Annotated in this window: 17 protein-coding genes and 1 pseudogene; 10 read left to right on the top strand and 8 right to left on the bottom strand. The window is 38.8% G+C overall.

Going from position 1 to position 21135, the window contains the following annotated elements; translation table 11 throughout:
- Nucleotides 1–1015 (bottom strand): FecR domain-containing protein (locus tag ACM03V_RS28945; RefSeq protein WP_414624261.1); only part of this gene is annotated, 1015 nt, incomplete at its 3' end.
- A 353-nt stretch (nt 1016–1368) separates the two neighbouring features.
- Here ACM03V_RS28945 and ACM03V_RS28940 point away from each other — a divergent pair.
- The gene (locus ACM03V_RS28940; RefSeq protein ID WP_414624260.1) at nt 1369–2967 is read left to right on the top strand and encodes a hypothetical protein; all 1599 of its coding nucleotides are present in this window, start codon (nt 1369–1371) and stop codon (nt 2965–2967) included.
- A gap of 133 nt (nt 2968–3100) precedes the next feature.
- Here ACM03V_RS28940 and ACM03V_RS28935 read toward each other — a convergent pair whose 3' ends face one another.
- Nucleotides 3101–3919 carry a sulfurtransferase gene (locus ACM03V_RS28935; RefSeq protein WP_414624259.1) on the bottom strand — a complete coding sequence of 273 codons (819 nt, stop codon included), beginning with the start codon at nt 3917–3919 and terminating at the stop codon, nt 3101–3103.
- A 67-nt stretch (nt 3920–3986) separates the two neighbouring features.
- Between ACM03V_RS28935 and ACM03V_RS28930 the strand changes: the two genes are divergently transcribed.
- From ACM03V_RS28930 to glmU, 3 genes are all read left to right on the top strand, one after another.
- Nucleotides 3987–4898, top strand: a complete 912-nt coding sequence (locus ACM03V_RS28930; protein ID WP_414624258.1) for a tRNA (5-methylaminomethyl-2-thiouridine)(34)-methyltransferase MnmD — start codon at nt 3987–3989, stop codon at nt 4896–4898.
- Between the two features lie 583 nt (nt 4899–5481).
- The gene (locus tag ACM03V_RS28925; protein ID WP_414624257.1) at nt 5482–6708 is read left to right on the top strand and encodes an HD domain-containing phosphohydrolase; all 1227 of its coding nucleotides are present in this window, start codon (nt 5482–5484) and stop codon (nt 6706–6708) included.
- Between the two features lie 98 nt (nt 6709–6806).
- The gene (glmU, locus tag ACM03V_RS28920) at nt 6807–8159 is read left to right on the top strand and encodes a bifunctional UDP-N-acetylglucosamine diphosphorylase/glucosamine-1-phosphate N-acetyltransferase GlmU (RefSeq protein WP_414624256.1); all 1353 of its coding nucleotides are present in this window, start codon (nt 6807–6809) and stop codon (nt 8157–8159) included.
- Between the two features lie 169 nt (nt 8160–8328).
- Here glmU and ACM03V_RS28915 read toward each other — a convergent pair whose 3' ends face one another.
- The 3 genes from ACM03V_RS28915 to ACM03V_RS28905 all read right to left on the bottom strand — a co-directional run bounded on the left by ACM03V_RS28915 (nt 8329) and on the right by ACM03V_RS28905 (nt 12634).
- Nucleotides 8329–9282 carry an isoaspartyl peptidase/L-asparaginase gene (locus ACM03V_RS28915; RefSeq protein WP_414624255.1) on the bottom strand — a complete coding sequence of 318 codons (954 nt, stop codon included), beginning with the start codon at nt 9280–9282 and terminating at the stop codon, nt 8329–8331.
- 156 nt (nt 9283–9438) lie between these two features.
- Nucleotides 9439–9606 carry a DUF2256 domain-containing protein gene (locus ACM03V_RS28910; protein ID WP_414624254.1) on the bottom strand — a complete coding sequence of 56 codons (168 nt, stop codon included), beginning with the start codon at nt 9604–9606 and terminating at the stop codon, nt 9439–9441.
- 166 nt (nt 9607–9772) lie between these two features.
- Nucleotides 9773–12634, bottom strand: a complete 2862-nt coding sequence (locus ACM03V_RS28905; RefSeq protein ID WP_414624253.1) for a GAF domain-containing protein — start codon at nt 12632–12634, stop codon at nt 9773–9775.
- Nucleotides 12635–12748: 114 nt separating this feature from the next.
- Between ACM03V_RS28905 and ACM03V_RS28900 the strand changes: the two genes are divergently transcribed.
- Nucleotides 12749–13888, top strand: coding sequence for a quinone-dependent dihydroorotate dehydrogenase (locus tag ACM03V_RS28900; protein WP_414624252.1), 1140 nt, complete (start codon nt 12749–12751; stop codon nt 13886–13888).
- Nucleotides 13889–14011: 123 nt separating this feature from the next.
- Here the strand turns inward: ACM03V_RS28900 and ACM03V_RS28895 are convergent, their stop codons facing one another.
- The gene (locus ACM03V_RS28895) at nt 14012–14767 is read right to left on the bottom strand and encodes a hypothetical protein (RefSeq protein WP_414624251.1); all 756 of its coding nucleotides are present in this window, start codon (nt 14765–14767) and stop codon (nt 14012–14014) included.
- A 968-nt stretch (nt 14768–15735) separates the two neighbouring features.
- Here ACM03V_RS28895 and ACM03V_RS28890 point away from each other — a divergent pair.
- From ACM03V_RS28890 to ACM03V_RS28875, 4 genes and pseudogenes are all read left to right on the top strand, one after another.
- Nucleotides 15736–16272, top strand: coding sequence for an alpha/beta hydrolase (locus ACM03V_RS28890; protein ID WP_414624250.1), 537 nt, complete (start codon nt 15736–15738; stop codon nt 16270–16272).
- Nucleotides 16273–16418: 146 nt separating this feature from the next.
- Nucleotides 16419–17120, top strand: a complete 702-nt coding sequence (locus tag ACM03V_RS28885) for an HAD family hydrolase (RefSeq protein WP_414624249.1) — start codon at nt 16419–16421, stop codon at nt 17118–17120.
- A gap of 109 nt (nt 17121–17229) precedes the next feature.
- Nucleotides 17230–17526, top strand: a complete 297-nt coding sequence (locus tag ACM03V_RS28880) for a hypothetical protein (RefSeq protein WP_414624248.1) — start codon at nt 17230–17232, stop codon at nt 17524–17526.
- Nucleotides 17527–18000: 474 nt separating this feature from the next.
- Nucleotides 18001–18345, top strand: a pseudogene (locus ACM03V_RS28875) (XisI protein).
- 47 nt (nt 18346–18392) lie between these two features.
- Here the strand turns inward: ACM03V_RS28875 and ACM03V_RS28870 are convergent.
- Complete coding sequence (locus ACM03V_RS28870) at nt 18393–19043, bottom strand: TetR/AcrR family transcriptional regulator (protein WP_414624247.1); 651 nt, start codon at nt 19041–19043, stop codon at nt 18393–18395.
- Between the two features lie 154 nt (nt 19044–19197).
- On the opposite strand from ACM03V_RS28870, the gene ACM03V_RS28865 reads away from it, so the two are divergent.
- Nucleotides 19198–20502: a glycosyltransferase gene (locus tag ACM03V_RS28865; RefSeq protein WP_414624246.1), complete on the top strand. Its 1305-nt coding sequence runs from the start codon at nt 19198–19200 to the stop codon at nt 20500–20502.
- A 17-nt stretch (nt 20503–20519) separates the two neighbouring features.
- Here ACM03V_RS28865 and ACM03V_RS28860 read toward each other — a convergent pair whose 3' ends face one another.
- Nucleotides 20520–21125: a molybdenum cofactor guanylyltransferase gene (locus tag ACM03V_RS28860; RefSeq protein WP_414624245.1), complete on the bottom strand. Its 606-nt coding sequence runs from the start codon at nt 21123–21125 to the stop codon at nt 20520–20522.
- Between the last annotated feature and the right edge of the window lie 10 nt (nt 21126–21135).

Raw genomic sequence — 21135 nt, 5'->3', positions numbered from 1 at the left:
TTGGTGGTTCTGGTTTTGGTGCTGGTGTTGTTGGTGTTGGTGGTTCTGGTTTTGGCGCTGGTGTTGTTGGTGTTGGTGGTTCTGGTTTTGGCGCTGGTGTGGCTGGAGTTGGCGAGCTTATCGGATTGCTGTCATTGGATGGTGACTCATCTTCGTTTTTATCTGGATTATTTATAATAACTTGCTCAGTATTTAAAGGATTTACTGGTAATCTATCTGTTTGACCAACTTCTTCACCCAGAGGATCTGTAGAAACAGGACTCAATTCTATAAAAGATGGATTTTCAACTACTTTTTCGCCAACAATCGGTACCTGCTTTGTCAAAGCTTCGGAGGTTTCTGCTTGAACGCTAGCCATTGCGGGATCTGAAGAAGTTGTATCGTTGCTAGCCCTAGTTAAATCGAGTCCTCGTACTAAATCGCTTGTATCGTAAAAAGTTCTTAAATCAAAATTATATAATCCCTCAATTCTGCCTTTAACTACTACTATAAATTGTCCCGCTTTAAGTACTTGAGAACGAGATTCATCTTTATTAAAAACTTCTATACCGCTATTAGTCAGCGAACCTACAACCGTAGTATCTGTTTGCTCGTCATAGCGTACAAATAATGCCGAACCACGAATCGTTGCAGCAGCACTACGAGTTCTTACTCTTGTTTGTCCCTGCCCTGGTGGTATAAGCAGCAGTACAGTTCCGTTCGATAGTCTAAAGGTTCTACTTCTAGGCAAAAATCTAAATACTGCTCGCTCGCCAATCCGCGCTAAAGAACCATCATTGAAACGCAAGTCAGCTAAAGAAGCTCTACCTGTAGCCAACCCATCCCCAGGATTCATGCTATCGCTTCTTCTGGCTCGACGCTTTGGTCGATTTTGAGGTATAAGTTGTACCCAGTTATGCAACTTCTTAACTACAGCCCTAGTTAAAGGAGTTGATGCACTTGCCCGCTGCGGTAGCGGTATCAATACAACTCCCCATAAACTGGCGATCGCCAAAGGAACTAACTTGCGAAACATAAAAGTGTGCCTTGCATAATTTTACAATTACCACACCGGCCAACACGGGCAGCGGAGTAAAAATTCGAGCCTGTAAACTGTTATAACAGTTTTTTTACGTAAATTTGCTTAATTAAAATTAAAAATTCAATACAAAAAAAGCGAATCTACTATATAGTAGTAACTTTAAATTTATTTTGCGATACTAAAGAAAATCTTATTGCTAATTAATCTTTCATTAAAAATAATTATTTAATAATTTCGTTATTATTTCAATAAACTATAGATATTAATTTGGTGCGAAATTTCGGATTGCAGACAGGACAGCTATAATTCTACCGATTAAATCTAATTAAGCTAAAACTTGTTTTAATATGAAATCAAAAGATTGGAAAAACTTGTGTTTATATCTAATATTCGCGTCTAACAGTGCAACATTGTGTTTTACAAACATAGAAGTGGTAAAAGCTAGCAATCCCAGCAGGCAAACCAAGCTTCTAGAAAGTTCGGGATTCATTTATAAATCATTAGATAAATCTTCCTTAGATGGCGTTAAGCTAAACTCTACCGCAAGTAATCACCTTGCAGCAGAGGATAAGCAGAAAACAAAACAAACTAAAATTAATGACGCTAATACGAACGATATAAAAGTGCCAGCATCGGTGGAAAAACATATATTTAGCTTGATCGCATCGCCCCCCATTATTTCAGAACCGCTAGAAGATGCAATTTCTATGGAGGTGCAGAATAAGATTATTTGGGTACCCGCAGATGCGATTTTTTTACTATCGATAAAAGATAGAAGTGCTTCAGATAAAAATATTATATCTCCAGATAAAAATAGTATAACCTCGGAATTTTCGGAACTTTCAACTTCAACAAAGGAATTATCTCCCAGAACAATAAAAATAGTGCAAAATCCGGAGCCGCCACCAGCCCCCACTCCAGAAAATATCGAAAAAAATCCTCCACCTTTAGAAAGTCAACCTACAGATTTTCCTGCAACTTCTCCTGAAGAAGTCGAACAAAAGTTAAATACTCTTGAAGACCAACGTTCTATAAGATTAGGAAAGTTATTGCAACTACTCGAAGAAAATCAAGAAAATGAAGCAAAACAACAGCAGTGTTTCAACAATGAATTAGGCTGTATTAGAGCGCAAGAAGTTCCGATAGAAACACCTCTACCTCCAGATAAAAAAGAACCACCACCAATAGAAAAACCTGAAGAAAAGTTTAAACCTGTAGGCTATTTGTTAGGTCGTGTTGGATACTTTCATACAAGCAATATCTTTTCTTCTAGAACTAACCCCGTTGATGACGGTTTAATATTTTCTGGACTTACCCTTGCAGCAGCACCTTTTAAAATAGCACCTAAAACCTACTTAAATGGGTCAATTGATGGCAACATTATTAGATACGGCGATCAATCCGAATTTGACTATAATCAGATCAGATTTAACTTAGGTATTTACCAGCAGTTAACTAGTAAAATGTACGGTGAAATTGGATGGAATAATCAGCAATTATTTTATTCTAAAAATAGTGACCGCTTCAATTTTTCATCGGGAGACAAATTTTTAAACGAAAACTCTTTTCGCTTATCTGTAGGAAGAAGAGATCCTTTGGGGAAGAAATTAAATTTAGATAGCTTTTATGAACTTCGCTTAAGTTTGACAAACCCACCAGAAGATCGCAACCGAGTTATCAACTATGTTTGGCTATCTTTAAACTATAATTTACAACAGTCATTTCGAGTCGGAGTTGACTATCAATTTAGCTTATCCAACTTTTTAGAAAGAAGTAGAGAAGACCAGTATCATCGAATATCCGCTAACTTAAGATACAGTATCTCCGACCTCACCAGCATCAACCTACAAAGCGGCTTTGCTCTAGGTGGTTCCACAGACCGTAATATTGATTTTGATGGCTGGTTTTTTAGCGTAAATTACAATTGGGATTTAGGGCAGTTTTGAGGACAGTTATCAGTTAGCAGTGAACAGTGAACAGTGACCAGTTAGGAGTTAGGAGTTAGGAGTAGTAAGTAACTAATTAGTTTCGTCTTCTCCTCATCCCCCCATCACTTCTACCCCCTCTACTCCCTACTCCCTACTCATAACTAATCCAATCGCTCCAACTTCCGGGATAAAGTTTAGCTTTGTTAATACCTGCTAATTCTAAAGAAAGTAAATTGACGCAAGCTGTAACGCCAGAACCACAATAAACCATGATTTCTTGCTTTTCTAATTGCAACCAGCGGTTAATTTGCTGTTGTTGTGGAAGTAAATAACCATGCGAATCTGTGACTTCTTTCCAAGGATAATTAATAGCACCCTGAATATGACCGGCTATTTTATCTATTGGTTCTCTAATACCTTGATAACGGTCATTTTCTCTTGAATCTATCAAAGCTGTTTGCAATGAATCTTTGCGATTTTTTACTGTTTCTCTATCTACTATCATTTGTGTCTGGGGCTGAGGTATAAATTTACCTTTACGTCGATCGGGACCCTCTACTGTAACGGGATACTCTGATGCAAGCCATCCACTAAAACCTCCATCTAAAACCGCTACTTTTTCGTGTCCTAAATAGCGCAATAACCACCACAGGCGAGATGCAAAAGCTAATCGCGAATCATCATAAGCTATAACAAAAGTTTGCCCAGAATTTACTCCCATTGCTGATAATTTATCGGCAAATTCTTCAATATTTGGTAAAGGATGTCTTCCTCCATGCTTTTGTACTGTCGATGAAAGGTCTTGATTTAAGTCTAAGTAATATGACCCCGGAATATGACTGGTTTGATACTGTTGTTTTCCGAATTGTGGATTAGCTAGAGAAAAACGACAATCGAATATGGCAATATTGGGATGATTCAAATTTTCAAAAAGCCACTTATTAGAAACAACTAAATCTGTATCTTTCATAATTATCAATTATCACAATCACGAATTTACTTAAAATTACAATCCAAAATCCAAAATCCAAAATCGAATGACTAATCAAGATTTTACACCCCGCGAGACAGCAGATGGTTCTAAAACTTTCTTTTCTGAAGAATTTAATGAATCATTTCACAGTCATTTTGGAGCCAAACAAGAAAGTTATTTCAAGTATGTTGTTCCTACTTTGTTAATAGAAAAGCGATACAGTAAAGTTTTGCGGTTATTAGATGTTTGTTATGGACTAGGATACAACACAGCAACAGCAATTGAAAAAATTTGGCAAGTCAATCCTAAGTGTTATATAGAAGTAATTGCTCTAGAATTAAATCCAAAAGTACCTCAAGCCGCGATTGAACATCAATTATTTGAAAATTGGAATGCTAATTTAATAGACAATTTAACGAAGTTAGCTTTTGAACATCGGGTGCAAACAGAATTCCTTAAAGCCACACTGGTAATTGGCGATGCTAGGGATAAAATCAACCAAGTGTATCAATCTGGTTTTAAGGCTGATGCAATTTTTCTCGATCCTTTTTCACCACCTCAGTGTCCTCACTTATGGACTATTGAATTTTTACAGTTAGTTTCTCAGTGTTTGCAGGTAGATGGTTTGCTAGCTACTTATTCCTGCGCTGCTGCTGTACGCACGGCGCTTTTAAACGCTCAATTAAGTATCGCTTCAACTTCTCCTGTGGGTAGAAAAGCTCCCGGTACCGTCGCTGGGTTTAATCCCTCATCTGACGCAAATACGGAAATCGATTTAGATTCTCCCCTACATCTACTTCCTCCTCTCTCGCAGTCAGAAAAAGAACATCTACAAACTCGCGCTGCCGTTCCCTACCGAGATCCAAAACTAATTGATTCCCCCGAAGCGATTATCAAACGACGAAAACTCGAACAACAAGCTTCTGACTTAGAACCGACATCACGTTGGCGCAAACGCTGGTTTCTGGTAAATTAGTTAACAATGCCTGCGGTAATTGCTTGTATCATATCTGTTCGCATATAACCGCAACTTCTCCCATTACTTAAGAAAAATGTATAGTTAGAATTAATACTAAATTTACTAAATACATGATTTATCAAATGTTATATGAATGTACAGATTATTACTTAGTTTGAGAATGAATTTTAGTGTTATAGCGTGCCGCGCACAGGTCAATAAATATATAACTAGTTCGGCAAAACTACTATAAATTCTTTACTAAATATAGTTTTATTTAGTTAAAATACTTAGCTTTCCTGATAAAAATACCGTTATTTAAAGATTATGTAAACGTCGTTATAAATCTAAATATCCGTGTAAAACCTGATTGAACGTTGAACTCAATTGACCATACTATAATTATAGAACTAGGCAAAATTGTCACTCATCGTTTTTGTACATTCTTTAAAAAACATTAAAACAAATAGTATTGTATTTTGAGGGAAAATACTTGGGCATAAATAATTAAAAGCCTATAAAAATCCTTTTTAAAATACATTCAAGTACTAAACTAGTTTTTAAGTATATTGCATTGTTGATAAAAAAATGGAGTACCTTTGTGATTCAATGGAAATCCAATTATACAGGCTCTACCGAACTAAAAGTTAGTGGGTCAAACCCCACAACCATTAACAATCAAGTCGGTAAAAATCATGCCTTAACAACTGAAACAGAGCGTCATACCCAGGAAGTATCCAATCATGATTTAAAGATAAAAGAAGTTTATAACAAGGATTCTAGTAATTATGGGCTGAAACAAGCGAATCGGGATTTATTAGTTTCAACCACTTTGAAGGCTAAAGGATATACCTTAAATAGCTTTGAAAATGATGCTCCCAAAGTTTTGGTAGTTGATGATCATGCTGCCAGTCGGATGACAGCTGTAGCCCTTTTAGGAATGGAAGGCTACGAAGTTATTGAAGCCGAAAGCGGTTCTGCTGCGGTATATTTGGTAAGCGAAAAACGACCGGATTTGATTTTGCTTGATGTAATGATGCCGGAAATGGATGGCTTTGAAGTTTGTCAACTGCTCAAGCAGGACGAACAAACAAGGTTAATCCCGGTGATTTTCATTACGGCTTTAAACGATAGGCGATCGCGAATTCGAGGAATTGAAGTAGGGGCGGATGATTTTCTCAGCAAACCCTTTGACAGAGTGGAGTTGGCTGCACGGGTTAAGTCTTTGGTGCGCCAAAAACGTCTGAATGAAGATTTAGATCATGCTGAAAAAGCGTTGTTTTCCATTGCTAGGGCAATTGAAAGCCGCGACCCCAACACCGGCGACCATTGCGAACGTTTGGTTAACTTGGGCAAAGCTTTTGGCGAATATCTCGGTCTTACACGCTATCAAATTCGGGATTTGATGTGGGGGGGTTATCTTCATGACATCGGTAAGGTAGGTATTCCTGATTCGGTGTTGCTCAAAAAAGGGAAATTGACTTCTGATGAGTGGGAAGTAATGAGGCAGCACGTTTTGATTGGGGAAAAAATCTGTCAGCCATTACGCAGTATGCAAGGAGTAATTCCTATTATCCGCAGCCATCACGAACGGTGGGACGGTAGCGGCTATCCCCACGGACTCAAGGAGGATGAAATTCCTTTCTTGGCGCAGGTGTTTCAAATGATTGATATTTATGATGCTTTAACAAGTGAAAGACCTTATAAGAAAGCCTTTACGCCAACGGAAGCGCTATCAATGATGGAGGAGGAAACAAATAAAGGCTGGCGTGACAAAAAGCTCATGCAGCAGTTCACTCAATTCATCAGCACCATAAATAACAGCTAATTGTAAGCGATTAACATTTCGGGAAGGCTATGTAATCGGGTATATTTAAGCCGAAAATAAAATATGCAATCGTATTTACTTATAGCTGTTGGCTGATTATGGTAGTAGTAGCAATTTTAGCGGCTGGACGCGGTACAAGAATGAAATCAAACCTACCCAAGGTTTTACATTCTTTGGGAGGAAAATCTCTTGTCGAAAGAGTTATTCAAAGTGTTGAACCGCTGCAACCAGAACGTCAGATGGTGATTGTCGGGTATCAAGCCGCATTGGTAAAAACAGCATTAGTGCCTATTCCCGATTTAGAATTTGTCGAACAAACCGTACAATTGGGAACAGGTCATGCCATCCAGCAATTACTACCTCATTTAGAAGGGTATAAGGGGGACTTGCTCGTACTTAATGGTGATGTACCATTACTACGTAGCGAAACTATAAAACATTTCTTACAAATCCACCAAGAAAACCAAAATGCAGCCACTGTTCTCACAGCAAAACTCCCCAATCCTAAAGGATATGGGCGAGTTTTTTGCGATGATAACAATGTATTACAGCAAATTGTTGAAGACAAAGACTGTACTGCTCCTCAAAGAGAAAATCAGCGTATTAATGCTGGAGTTTACTGTTTTCGCTGGCAAGATTTAGAAAAGATACTACCTCACTTACAAGCAAACAACGCTCAAAAAGAATATTATTTGACCGATGCCGTAACTCAAGTCACCCCAGTTATGGCGGTAGATGTAGAAGATTTTCAAGAAATTGGAGGCATCAACGATCGCTTACAATTATCTGGTGCTTACGACATATTGCAGGCACGAATCAAAGAAAAATGGATGAAAGCTGGTGTTACCTTAATCGACTCCGCCAGCATCACCATTGATGAAGCAGTAGAATTAGAACCAGACGTAATTATTGAACCCCAGACGCACCTGCGCGGCAATACAGTAATTAAAGCAGGCAGTCGCATCGGTCCGGGAAGCTTAATTGAAAACAGTTTAATTGGCGAAAACGTCACCGTTAGATATTCAGTCATTGACCATAGCGTAGTCCAAAACGAAACCCAAATTGGACCTTACGCTCACTTACGCGGTCATGTAGAAGTTGGTGAAAAATGCCGTGTAGGTAATTTCGTTGAATTAAAAAATACCAAACTAGGCAACGGTACCAAAACCGCTCATTTATCTTATTTGGGAGATACAACCACCGGAACCAAAGTAAATATCGGTGCCGGTACCATTACCGCTAACTACGACGGCGTAAACAAACATAAAACTATCATTGGCAACAACACCAAAACTGGTTCCAACAGCGTTTTAGTTGCACCAATCACCTTGGGCAACGATGTATATGTAGCAGCCGGTTCAACCATCACAGATAACGTCCCCGATAACAGCTTAGTTATTGCTCGTCAGCGTCAAGTTATCAAAGAAGGCTGGGAGATGAAGAAGAAGTAAGGGATGGGGAGACGGGGATTGGGAGAGGGAGAGGGAGAGAGGGAAAGAGGGAGAGAGGGGGTAGAGGGGGAAGAAAAATTCCTAACTCCTAACTCCTAACTCCTAACTCAATTCCCCATGCCCAATGCCCCATCCCAATTACCAATTACCAATTACCAATTACCAATTATTAACAACATCCAATCTGCATCTCTCCCGATACTTCTAATGTATCGCCGATGTTTTCGCCGTCGTGGTAAGCAGCAAGTAATACTTGGCTGGTTTTGCCCCAAGCAATCGTTCCTTTGGCATCAAGGGCGATCGCGCCTAAATCTCGTTTATTTTGTTGCGATTCAGCAAAGGAACGCTGCATGGCATCTTGAAGTGTCATTCCATCACCCACGCGGATTACTATTCGGGGTGCCAAACATTCATCGATAATATCTTCGCCAATACCCGTACAGCTTACCGCCGCTTCACTGGTAGCATAGTTACCCGCTGGCATAGCAGAATCACTGACACGTCCGATGCGCTCGAAACCTTTACCACCTGTAGAAGTTCCAACTGATAAATTTCCTTGACTATCTAAAGCAACTACGCCAATAGTGCCGCGTCGGGCGTTGCCGTTCGATACCAGTTCTTTCTCGGCTACTACTCCAGCCATCGTTTTTTTAAAATTGCCTTGACGTTCTTGCAGCCATTCTTCTAAACGCAGGTCAGTTAAAGGATTGTAACTAGGAATTTGTAGCTCCCGCGCTAATTCAGCAGCACCATAATCCGAAAGAACTCGGTCTGGAGAAGTTTGTAAAGCTTGCGCTAAATCAATTGGATTTTGAATTCGCGTAATATTAATTACACCGCTAAAACTTTGTTTCGTGCCATCCATCAAAGCAGCACTCATGCGAACTTGCCCATCGGATTGCAGCACCGAACCAGTACCGGCATTAAAACAAGAGTCATCTTCTAACATTTGACAACCCTTGACTACCGCTTCACTTGCACTACCTCCCGACATTAGCAGAGAATAAACTTGCTCAATTACCTTGTAAAGAGAGCGGCGTACCGTTTCCACTCCTCCTTTACCTTGAAGAGAACTACCAGCCCCACCGTGGATAATTAATTTAGGTTGTACCTTGAGATTCATTTTTATTTTTATAGTTTGTGTAAGTCTTATAGATATTTATTGACAATTAGCAATTGATAAAGCAAGAAGAGATCATTAAGAGCTTTCTGCTTCTACTTAGTTAGGGATATCGAGAATTAATACCTATAGTCTCACTATACTCTCACTTACCAGCATTCAATTTTCATTATCTTTAACTGCTTCCGAACGATGACGACGGCAACGTTCAGAACAATATTTTACGTCATCCCAACAATCTGCCCATTTTTTGCGCCAAGTGAAAGGACGCTGACATACCGGACAGATTTTGGATGGTAAATCCGATTTAGAACGGTTGCGTGCCATGCGAGTTTTGTGATTTACGAAAAAATTTATTATAGCGAGGGGGGATGGGGAGAGGGGGAGACAAGGGGACGGAGTAGAGAATTAATTCCTAACTCCGAACTCCTAACTAAATCAATCCAAAATCCAAAATCCTCAGACTTAATTTAAAATCCAAAATTCATTACCCCTATTCCCCAATCGGTAAAATCAAACGACTAACCACCCTATCATCTGGTAATTGATAAAAATCTAATTCTCCTTCTAATTGCTGCATCAATTTCTTGCATATTAATAAGTGCTTTATCGGGGCTTGCTTGAGTTGGGAAGGAGCAAGTACGTCAAGGAAAGTGTCTTGCTGTAACTCTTCTAATAAATGGCGATCGATAGTTCCGTTGTCTGTGATAGATAGTTCTAAGATTCGCTGTTCCGAACGACGACACCAAATATCGATTCTTCCGCCATACTGAGAACGATGACAAGCTGCAATTAACAATTCGCTCAAAATTAACTCAATTTTTACAATGTCGCCGCTTATTGTTAGTTGTGAGTTAGATGTGAACGAATCATCAATATATGACTCCTCACCCTCTAGCTTTTGTCCCAACCCATGCACTCCTACCCAAAGTTGATGATGCTTGAGCAATTGGTTAATTCCTTTCAAAGCACCTTTGATTAAAGTTGCTATTGCTACCGTTTCTTGATTAAAAACAAATTGCCACTGTTCGAGCTTTAATAATGCAGTTGTTGAAGCAACAGTATTATCTAACTGTCTGAGCAATTGCTGATAGCGTGTCAAAGTTAGATGATTATCCGGTATACCCAAGTCGTGCATTTGACTTAATAATGTCACCGTATTTTGACGAATATTTTCAAAACGGCGATGCTTATACCAATTTAATTGCTGTAATTCTTCGTTTTCTGAATGAAGAAGTTGTGTAACTTGTTGTTGCCGACGCGCCCAAGCTAATTGGTTGACAAGAGTTTCAACAGCATCCAAAGTTTCTGGCGACCATTTTCGTTCGGGGTAATCTGCCATTAATATTACCCCTGTAGGTTCATATTCGTGGCGCGTGCGTAAAGCCATAAGTAAAATTTCCCCAATTCCAGAACCGCAAAGCCATTCTCTGGTAGATTCCGGTAAATCCGAGGCATTGAGACTGACTAAACCTTCATTAGCTAGTGCGGAGTAAATTACTAAATCGGTTTGGAGCGGTATAGCGATATCTACAGCAACTGTAAAATTATTGTTGGCGATCACACTATTGTTAATTTGGGCATTTTCATCGCCGGGATTCCAAGATAAAAGTAAAGCTAAGGGACAATTGAGAATTGTAGCTATTTGTTCGAGTACTACAGTTTCAGGAAGATTTTCTGCAACAGTTACTTGGGAATCTTGTACGGGTTCGAGAATGCGTAAACTTTGCCCAAAGGTATGCCAAATTTGCTGCTGATGCTGGGTTTGTTGATACAGTTGCCACTGACGAATAATTACTCCGATTTGTTGAGCAACGGCTTGTACTAACTCCTTTTCTACGGTTGTCCAAGAGCGATTGTTTTCACTGCCAATAATTAGAATCGCGTTACTTATATTTTGAGAAGTGCAGTTGCTAACCAAAACCGAACGCAATCCGGCTTCGAGTAAAGAAGAACGCCAGTTAAAAAATCGTAAATCTTCCTCTAAGTTCTCTACACCTACAGCTTGTGTCGAACGCTCTAAAAGGTTTGCATCTACTTCTTTTAACCCATCCAAACTAAAGTTTAAAGGTTTGCGATCGCCTTTCGGTTGGCTTTGGTAAAAAAAGCTGTATTCATATACTTCTCGATCCCATAACAATAATAAAAATCTAGTGGTAGCTAATCTTTTTAAAACTTTTGCCGCACAGTCATGTAAAACTTGCTCAATATTTTCATCGTTATAAATGCTTTCTACAATCTGGCTTTTAAGTTGAGCGTCTTCTTGAATTTGTTGAATAGTAGTTTCCATATTTTCGGTGAGGGAAACCAAGGAAATCAACCCCGCAGCACCTTTGACAAAGTTTTTATCTGCTTCCGTCCAGATGCGAGGTTCTTTACCTTCAACTGCCAAAAATCCCAACAAGTCCTTTTGCCAAAGAATTGGAGCAATCAGAAGACTTCTGGCATCAATTTGTTTGAGAAGCTTTTTAGTACTATAACTTTTCAGCGAACTGCGTCCTTCTCCAATCCAAACAAGTTGATTTGCCGACAAAGCATAATAAAAATCGCTTAAATCTTCCACCGTTACGCCGATTTGTGCTTTCTTTTGATTGGATTTACCTAAGTTCAAATATTGAGTGCTGATTCTACGCCAAAAATGACGTTCTTGAGGATCGAACCAATAAACGTTTGTTCTAGTCGGTACGATAAACTGATGAGTAGCAGAGACTACAGCCTCTAACCTTTGTTCCAAAGTTGCCAGAGTTCTGATTTTTTCGAGTAGTCGCAGCAATACCTCATCTGGATGCTTAGTTTGCTTGTGTTGCAAATCTACTTCAAGTCGAAAAAGTGCCGCCGCGAGTTCTCCTACCACAATCATTAATTGTGACCTAGCTTCACTAGCTATTAAATAACCCCAGCGTTTAGAACCCAGCATTAACACACCCAAACAGCGGTCTTTGTAGCGGATGGGTAATATAATTGTTCCTTGGATATCGAACTTTGTGGCAATTTCTTGCCATGCTTCTGCCCGTTTTTCCATTCGTAAATCCGCGACACCCATCGGACGTTGCTGAATAACTACTTGTTCTAACAAATCCCCCGGACTCAAAACTACCCGTTGTTGCAAATAAATATTTTCACTATCGGGTGTAGTACCGCCTTTGCCGAACAGTATATGATTGAGACGGTCATAAAGAGCAATCCAAATTAAAGAATAATCAAACTGCTCCTTTAAATATGAAATAGTCTTTTCAATCAGAACCTCAGCATTATCCTCTTCCCTCAAAATTTGAAGGATGCGCCCCAAAGAAAAGATTTGCTGCTCTGCGGCTGAAAAATTTTGATGCTGCCTCATCTGATTATTGGTAAACATAGCCTGTTAATATATAAGATGCCCAAAAAACCGGCTTAACTTTACCTCTCAATTATTTAAACTATTTATTATCAAATATTTGTCAAAATATAATCGTTCTTTTTTTTAACTAAATTGGATATTTATCAAGCTGCACTACGTCCGCTTTTGTTCAATCTAATCAAAGCAGACCCCGAAAACTTACATTTAAAGACTATTCGCACTTTAGAATGGCTGGGAAGCAATGGATCTCGCCATCCCAGTAGTTCGATCAAAAGTCGCTTGCAGCAATCCTTTTGTCTGCAAGATTCCCGTTTATCACAATCTTTGTTTGGACTGCAATTTCCCAATCCTGTAGGTTTAGCAGCCGGATTTGATAAAGATGGTGTTGCTACTCCCATGTGGTCTAGTTTGGGTTTTGGTTTCGCAGAAATTGGAACTGTGACATCACTTGCACAACCGGGAAATCCCCGTCCCCGTTTGTTTCGCTTACCTAAAGATGAAGCCGCTCTTAACCGCATGGGTTTTAATAACTGCGGTGCGGAGGCAATGGCAGCGCGTTTAGCAAAGCTGACTTCAAAGCCAAATCCCTTAATTCCTGTCGGTATAAATTTAGGTAAATCTAAAGTAACACCGTTGGAAGAAGCCGCTAATGATTATCGTCACAGCTTCAGCTTACTGAAAAATTACGGTGATTACTTTGTCGTAAATGTTTCTTCCCCCAATACCCCTGGATTGCGAAAACTGCAAGATGCAGCCATGCTAAGTTCTATTTTGGATGCTTTACAGGCAGAAAATAACTTACACAAACCAATCTTTGTCAAAATTGCCCCGGATTTGGAATGGGAAGCAATTACAGAAATTGTCTCTTTAGCTCAAAGTTATAAATTAGCGGGAATTATTGCCACCAACACAACAATTAAACGTGAAGGCTTAAATACTCAAATACTTACTCAAACTGGTAAATCGCTATCAGAAGAAGCGGGGGGAATCAGCGGAAAACCAGTAAGAGAACGTTCCACAGAGGTAATTCGCTATATTTATCAAAAAAGTAAAGGGGAAATTCCCATTATCGGCGTTGGTGGTATTTTTACAGCAGAAGACGCTTGGGATAAAATTACTGCTGGTGCGTGTTTAGTTCAAATTTATACAGGTTGGGTTTATCAAGGGCCAGGAATGATACGGCGTATTCTCCAAGGTTTGCTTTTGAAATTAGAACAAAACGGATTGAATTCCATTTCTGAAGCTGTGGGATTAGCAGTTAAAAATAGTTAGTTGAAATATTGATAACTGCTCACTGCTCACTGTTAACTGTAAATAAAACAAAGGGTGCATCTGCTGTTACTCAATTAAGTACCGCTACAAAATATGCACCCAAAAATTTGGAATTAATTTTTTTTAACTTGATTTGCTTTCGTCTTCCACTGGGAAAAACTCTTTAGTATCCGCAGAAAAAGTCCAAGCAACTCCATCTGGATCTTTATTACGACTCCATTCAGGAAATGCTGGATCGTCTCTACGCTTGAACACCGTACTGGAATAAACTCCTAAACGTTTAGCAAGCTCAGATTGAATCAACGAACCTAAAAACAGTTGTTTTTCCAGAGGCTTTGCGTGTTCTGCGTGTTCTAAAGTCTCTTCCGGTAATTGTTCCTCCACATTTGCTAATTCAACAACTGGTTCTTCTTTAACCTTTACCGGAATAGGTTCAAGAAGTTCTTTGTTTAAAGTCGCAACGGGTTCTTTGCTAAAGTCAATTTCTGGTTCGCTACTGTCAAGAATGCTGCCCAAAGTATTAGCAGTCATAAAGTAGTAAATATTACCATCATCTTCGGCAGCAATACTAGCGCCAAATTCAGAAGCCTTGGCATCCAAATAGCGCTTTGCCTTTGCTCCATTAAAATTACCGCGCAAAGCCAAATCCATAGGAGTAATTCTGCCGCTGTGTTCCCGGATTAACTTTTGAAAAACCGGATTAACCTGACTGCACCATTGTTGCCATCGATAGGTTCGCCATAAATTGAACCCAACAACTACGGCAAATAATCCCAGCAAAACCCGCCAAGCAGAAACTAGGAAGATAATTAAAAACGAAAGTGGCAAAAGTAAAAGCAAAAAACCGTTGCCCGAGGTTTCTAGTGTTTTTTCGCTCATGCCTAATTTATTGCTAATTGATTTATTTGAGGAAATATTATCATCTTGGCAAAAATTGGGACATTAATTTGTATTGCTTGTAGATTTGCTGGAAAATATTTTGGAAAAAATAACCCACTGTGGAGTCTTATATTAGTTAATAATCTCCTGTAAGCCCTTTATATCTCTGAAATAAAGGCAAAATAAACAAATGTTGTGATTAGTAATACAACTAAATACTTGAATGTTATGGTTTTTTAATATTTCTATTTGATTAGTAGGTTGGGTTAAAGGCGCACAAATCAATTTATAGTTGATCAAAAATCTAAACGTGCCCCCTTCCCAACATCCGGTTTTTGATTACAACCTATAATATATTGCTCGCGGGCGATCGCAACTACTAGTATTCCGCCACATAAGTTTTGCTGCGTGTGTATCTAATCCGCCAGGGGTTCTGTCTAATAGCGAAAGTCCTATAAATCTGATATCTTGCACCATTCTCGTTAAGCCTACATTCCCGCCTTGTAAGCCGGAGGCTTTCTCGCAGAGAAATCAATTTCAGGGCTGCATATACAAAGTACGTTAATAAGAGGGATTGTGGAATTAATATAGTACCTATTAAAAATTTCTCCCCATCTCACCATCTCCCTATCTTATTCATGGCGGGGTTTCCTGGTTCGCAACTTGCCCATATCGGGACGATGAATCGAGGAGCTACTGCGTTGCTCTGGAACAAGCGAGTTGTAGCAAGTGGCGTGGATTAAAGACGCTTCGCGTCTCGCTTCGCTAACGGCATAAAATCTCCACCATTTAGGGGATGAACGGGTTCGATCCCCGTACCCGCCTTTATTTGTATATATAGCTTTAGCTAGAAGTCGGGGCTTTTTTTTGACAATATACTATGAGTAATTACGCAATTAATAACGACAATAATTGTGTTTAATTTGCAAAAAATATCGTAATCTTAAATACGATTTAGATATATTAAAATGAAAAACTCATATTCTTTTTTACAGACTATATTTGTTCTGATAGCTAGTATTTTTTTATTAGAAACTAATAGCGTAAATGCAGCCGAAAAAGTTGTTTTCAACTATAAAATATTTAGTCAGTCTTTACCAGTAGAAGAATTAACACAATTGACTGAAACGGGAGAAGTTTCGCCAACCTTAAAATATTACTTGAATAAAACGAATCAAGACCCTCAAGCAGTTCGCGATGTATTGAATAAAGAGGTAAATATTAGTACTACAACTTTAGATAGGACGTTAAACAGCAAGATTGGTGAATTTTTATTAGACCAAATTAGTCAGACAATTCATACTTCATCAGGTCGAGCAAATAACAAAGCTTTGCGCTCGGCAATTGTACTATCTAGTAGTGAAGATAATCAAGTTTCACTGATGGAAATCATTCAAAATTACCCAACCAATGAAGTTTATGTTGAAGCAGATAATTTAGAACGGACTTATAATCAATTGAGCATTTTGACGGAAGGTTTACAAGGATGGTTAGGTATTCTATAACTATTAACTTTTATTCGGGTGCAGCTATTTACTATGGATGATTTATTTATGCTGGTATATCTGCCTTGAGAGCATTTTAGTAATAATGTGTAACTGTTAAATTATTTGTGCAAACGATTTTCTACAAATATTTTAATACTTAAACAATGGCATTTAAAGGCGTAATTTTAGACGTAGATGGAACTTTAGTTCTCAGCAATGATGTTCATGCCCAAGCTTGGGTAGAAGCATTTGCAAAATTCGGTTACGAAGTAAAATACGACGAAGTTCGACCATTAATTGGCATGGGTGGCGACCAAATTATTCCTAAATTCGCACCGGGGCTTTCTGATGAGGAAGGAAAAGGCAAGGAAATAACTAGTTACCGTAAAAAATTAGTTCTTGATAAATTTGTACCACAAATGTCCCCCGCGAATGGTGCCAGAGATTTGGTATTGAAGTTGCAGGAACAAGGAAAACGTATAGTAATTGCGACTTCAGCAAGTTCTAAAGTACTTACATCTTTACTCAAAGTTGCCAAAGTAGACGATATTCTCAGTCAAGATGACGCTACAAGTTCCGACGATGCGGAAGACTCAAAACCATCACCAGATATTGTCAAAGCTGCTTTAGAAAAGTTTGAAATGCAGCCCGACGAAATTGTGATGATAGGCGATACTCCTTACGATATTGAAGCAGCAAACAAAGCTGGAGTCGAAGTTATTGCGGTGCGTAGCGGTGGCTTTGATGATTCTCAGCTAAAGAATGCGGTACGCTCAGCGTCAAGCCCTGGGCTTATCGCCATCTACAATGATGCGGCAGATTTGGTAGAAAATTACGATAATTCACCGTTAGCGACTGCGGAATGATTGTTTGATTTTTGTATCATTTGTAATAGATTTACTTTTATCGTAGTGTGGTTAAGAAAGGGTTATCTGAATTTCTAACCACCTACATAAAATATAAAATTCAAAATTGATGAAATTAATTGCTTTAGTGCTGGTTTCGCTAAGTATTATGTTTTCATTGGCTTTCCCCGCGAATGCTGCGATAAGCTGCCGCGATTTTAACGGGCATGAAATTTGCGTTCTTAATATCAACCGTAGTGCTAAAAGATATTGGAATTATAGAACAACTATCAGTATTGACGGCGAAAAACAACCTACAGAAGTCTATAACTGTCGTAGCGAATACAAAATTCAAAATGATGGAAAAATAGTCAAGTTTAAGGAAGATGGTGTGGGTAATTTGGTATGCCAGTATTTTAAGAAGTAGTTGGTTTTGTTTAAAGTGTTTTAAGAAAAAAAACCTTACTAGACGCTGAGGGCGCTGAGGGAAGAGATTAAAGAGAGATATAGCTCGTTTCAGTATGAGAAATGAGTAATTTTATTTATGAGATTTTATTTATTCTGTGCGACGAGTATACAGGCAAGAATAAATACTGTAAAACCTACGTAGCTGAATACGGTTATCCAATCTTGCCAGTTAGGGGGAAGTATTAAAGATGTATTGTTCATTGGTGAAAGTGAATAATAGTTTTTAAGTAAACTTTCTCGGTGGAGGACTTATTGTAGGGTATGTGACTAGACTGTTGGTGTTCAAGATAATGCCCTCTCCCCCAGCCCCTCTCCCAAGCTTGGGAGAGGGGAGATATGTTGCTATTATTGCCGATATAAAAGTTGTGTGAACGAAAAACGCAAAAATTTTATTAGAGTCAAAAGTTTAAATTGAAAGTGGTTACAAAAGTCAATGGAAAAGATAGAAAAATATCGAGAATACGTTCAAATTATGTTACCAGATTATGCAGAAAGTAAAACATCGTATAATCCCGACAACGAATTAGAAATGCAAACTATTTTTGATACAGTGCGCGACCATTATCAGCTAATTTATGTTGGATGGGATAAAAGAAAACGAGTTTATGGCTCGGTAATGCACTTGGATATTAAAAATAGCAAAATTTGGATTCAGTGGAACGGTACGGAAGATGATATTGCTGTTGAATTAGTTTAAAAAGGTGTTCCTAGAGAAGATGTTGTCATAGGATTTCATACGCCGTTTATGTGTAAGTTTAGTGATTATGCTGTTGGTTGAGTTCGGTTTAAATTCTGCAATATCATATAAATTAAAACGTCTAAATATCAATTGATTTGAATACCACTTACGACTAGTTGAATTGCTGCACTTATGTAACGTTCAATCATCTCTTGGCTCAATAAATCTTGTTCTGGATCGATCTGTTTGATGTTTTCATAGGCATTAGCATAAAATGTGCAAATTCCAATAATGTTAAAAGTTGTCATCTGAACATCTATTTCTTTAAATACTTTTAACTTTACTCCACGTTCCAAAATGTTTGCTAATAAGCCTATAGGTTCTTGCTGACTTATAAGTTTAAAATATTTCCCTTGATTTTGAATCGCTTCCTGAAACAAAAGCATTCCTCTAGATCGGTTTGAAGTTTCATATTCAATTGCGGCTCGAATCAGCGAACTTAATGCTTGCTCGGGTGGCATTCGATCTAAATCAAGTTGTTGGAAAATATCATGAAGCAATATTGCACGACGCTGTAAAACAGTTTGATACAAGCCGTCTTTATTCTCGAAATAATAGTAAATCATCCGTGGAGCAACCCCTGCACGTTCTGCGATCGGATCGACTCTTGTACCGTGCAATCCGTGTTGTGCAAACTCAATCTCAGCAGCATCAAGTATTTGTAGCTTTGTGGCTTCTGGATCGCGAGTGCTGCGATTTGATTTAGCCGATCGCGGTGTTTTTTCGGAACGTCCCATAAGCCTTACTGTTTCTAGCTACAACAAATTACATATGCTCAAAATAGCTCTCTCATCGTAACTGACCTCAGTAATTAAATAAATATTTAATTCATACTTGACAGATTGATTTTTTTGAGTAAATACTTATGAAATAAACGTTTAATTCATAAATATGGCACGATTTCTTATTGGTACAATTGCAGCAGCGGGACACGTTAATCCTGCCTTACCAATTGCTCGGCAGTTAATCGGGCAGGGACATAAAGTTTGGTGGTACACCGGAATTGGATTCAAAGATAAAGTAGAGCAGACAGGAGCGCATCATGTTGCGATTCGTCGAGGTATTGACTATTCAATTCCAGAAACTATTCCTGCTGATTGGATTGCTCAAAGAGATGCAGTTAAAGGAGTTAGCCAGTTCAAATTTTATCTCAAACACGGCTTTATCGATGCAGCAGTCACGCAGCTACAGGATTTGACTGACATTCTTAAAGAATTTCCGGCTGATGTTCTTTTATGTGATGTTTTTTTCTTGGGAATGTCCTGGCTGTATGAAAAAACAGGATTGCCTTGGGCTGCATTCGGAATGTCAGCTTTACCTTTCAATAGTCGAGATACGGCACCCTTCGGATTGGGTTTACCACCAGATAACTCACTCTTTGGACGGTTGCGAATACAAGGCTTAAATTGGCTATCAAAAAACGTTTTGATGAGAGACGTTACGGTTTATTTAGACCGGATGCGGCAAAGTGTAGGTTTAGCTGCGAAAGAACAAGATTTTTTTAGTGCTGCTTTATCACCGTTTCTGTATCTACAAGGTTCAACACCTTCCTTTGAATATCCTCGCAGCGATTTACCATCTCAAATTCACTTTACGGGTACATTTATTCCACCAGCGTCGGCAGATTTTACACCTCCGTCTTGGTGGTCAGACTTAGATAAAAATAGACCTACTGTATTTGTGACTCAAGGAACGGTTGCGACAGAAGCCAACAATTTACTTCTACCAACCATTCAGGCTTTAGCAGACGAAGAGATGTTAGTAATCGCAACAACAGGTGGACAACCAATTCAAAATCTTAATCTCGATCCGATTCCTGTTAATACGCGCATTGAATCTTTTATTCCTTATACTCACTTATTACCTCATATTGATGTCATGGTGACAAATGCCGGATTTAATGGAGTTCAAATCGCTTTAGCAAATGGTGTACCAATGGTCACAGCAGGTCAGACTGAAGAGAAACCAGAAATCTGTGCCAGGGTTGAGTGGTCGGGTGTAGGAATCAATCTTAAAACAAGTACCCCAACTTCTTCTCAAATTCGTGATGCGGTTGAAGCAGTTTTGGCATCACCAAGCTATAAACAAAACGCACAGAAAATGAAAAAAGAAATTAGCTCGTATAATTCTCCTGTGATTGCGGTAGGTTTATTAGAAAAGTTGGCAACAACAAAGCAGCCTGTTTTGAGGTATTAAAAATTTAAAAACACTCCCTATCCCAAATCCCCCGGAGAATTACAATTCAACAACATCAAATCTACCTTCTCATCAACTTCTAAAACTTCTACCTCAATACCCGAAAGCAACTCTTGAAACGAACGCTTTCCCTTTTTCAAAAAAGTATCTAATTCAGTTTTCACTTCTTTTCTATAAAACCCACACATCGGTTCCCAAATATCCGAACGTTGAGGAATTAAAGCCAAGGTTGAAGTTGGTATTTGAGGAAGTTTATTTATCCAGCTTTTAATAATTTCTACATCTAATAAAGGTAAATCGCAAGCTAGTAATAATATCCAATCAGCGGAAATTTGCTCGAAACCTTCGGATAAACCATTTACTGGCCCTTTTCCCGGTTGAGTTTCAACTAAATAATTACAATCTGACGGCAAAATATTTTGATAACGCTCAATCCAAGGAGTCAAAACATAAACTTGTTGGGTACATTCAGCAGCAACTTGATAAACTCGTTGCAACATTGGTTTACCTTGGTAGGGAACGAGTGCTTTATCTCTACCCATACGAGAACTTTTACCACCTGCGAGGATTAAGGCGGCGATGGAGGGATGGGGGGATAGGGAGATGGGGAGATGGGGAGACAAGGGGAGGAAT

Source organism: Calothrix sp. CCY 0018 (assembly GCF_963920925.1).
In the GTDB taxonomy this organism is placed as follows: domain Bacteria; phylum Cyanobacteriota; class Cyanobacteriia; order Cyanobacteriales; family Nostocaceae; genus Rivularia.
This window is presented reverse-complemented; position numbering and strand designations above follow the sequence as displayed.

Excerpts from the sequence above, each read along its gene's own strand:
- ACM03V_RS28880 (WP_414624248.1), top strand. The coding sequence starts at position 17,230 with ATGAAATTAATTGCTTTAGTGCTGGTTTCGCTAAGTATTATGTTTTCA.
- ACM03V_RS28865 (WP_414624246.1), top strand. The coding sequence starts at position 19,198 with ATGGCACGATTTCTTATTGGTACAATTGCAGCAGCGGGACACGTTAAT.
- ACM03V_RS28935 (WP_414624259.1), bottom strand. The coding sequence starts at position 3,919 with ATGAAAGATACAGATTTAGTTGTTTCTAATAAGTGGCTTTTTGAAAAT.
- ACM03V_RS28930 (WP_414624258.1), top strand. The coding sequence starts at position 3,987 with ATGACTAATCAAGATTTTACACCCCGCGAGACAGCAGATGGTTCTAAA.
- ACM03V_RS28870 (WP_414624247.1), bottom strand. The coding sequence starts at position 19,043 with ATGGGACGTTCCGAAAAAACACCGCGATCGGCTAAATCAAATCGCAGC.
- ACM03V_RS28890 (WP_414624250.1), top strand. The coding sequence starts at position 15,736 with ATGAAAAACTCATATTCTTTTTTACAGACTATATTTGTTCTGATAGCT.
- ACM03V_RS28885 (WP_414624249.1), top strand. The coding sequence starts at position 16,419 with ATGGCATTTAAAGGCGTAATTTTAGACGTAGATGGAACTTTAGTTCTC.
- ACM03V_RS28895 (WP_414624251.1), bottom strand. The coding sequence starts at position 14,767 with ATGAGCGAAAAAACACTAGAAACCTCGGGCAACGGTTTTTTGCTTTTA.
- glmU (WP_414624256.1), top strand. The coding sequence starts at position 6,807 with ATGGTAGTAGTAGCAATTTTAGCGGCTGGACGCGGTACAAGAATGAAA.
- ACM03V_RS28940 (WP_414624260.1), top strand. The coding sequence starts at position 1,369 with ATGAAATCAAAAGATTGGAAAAACTTGTGTTTATATCTAATATTCGCG.
- ACM03V_RS28915 (WP_414624255.1), bottom strand. The coding sequence starts at position 9,282 with ATGAATCTCAAGGTACAACCTAAATTAATTATCCACGGTGGGGCTGGT.
- ACM03V_RS28910 (WP_414624254.1), bottom strand. The coding sequence starts at position 9,606 with ATGGCACGCAACCGTTCTAAATCGGATTTACCATCCAAAATCTGTCCG.
- ACM03V_RS28905 (WP_414624253.1), bottom strand. The coding sequence starts at position 12,634 with ATGTTTACCAATAATCAGATGAGGCAGCATCAAAATTTTTCAGCCGCA.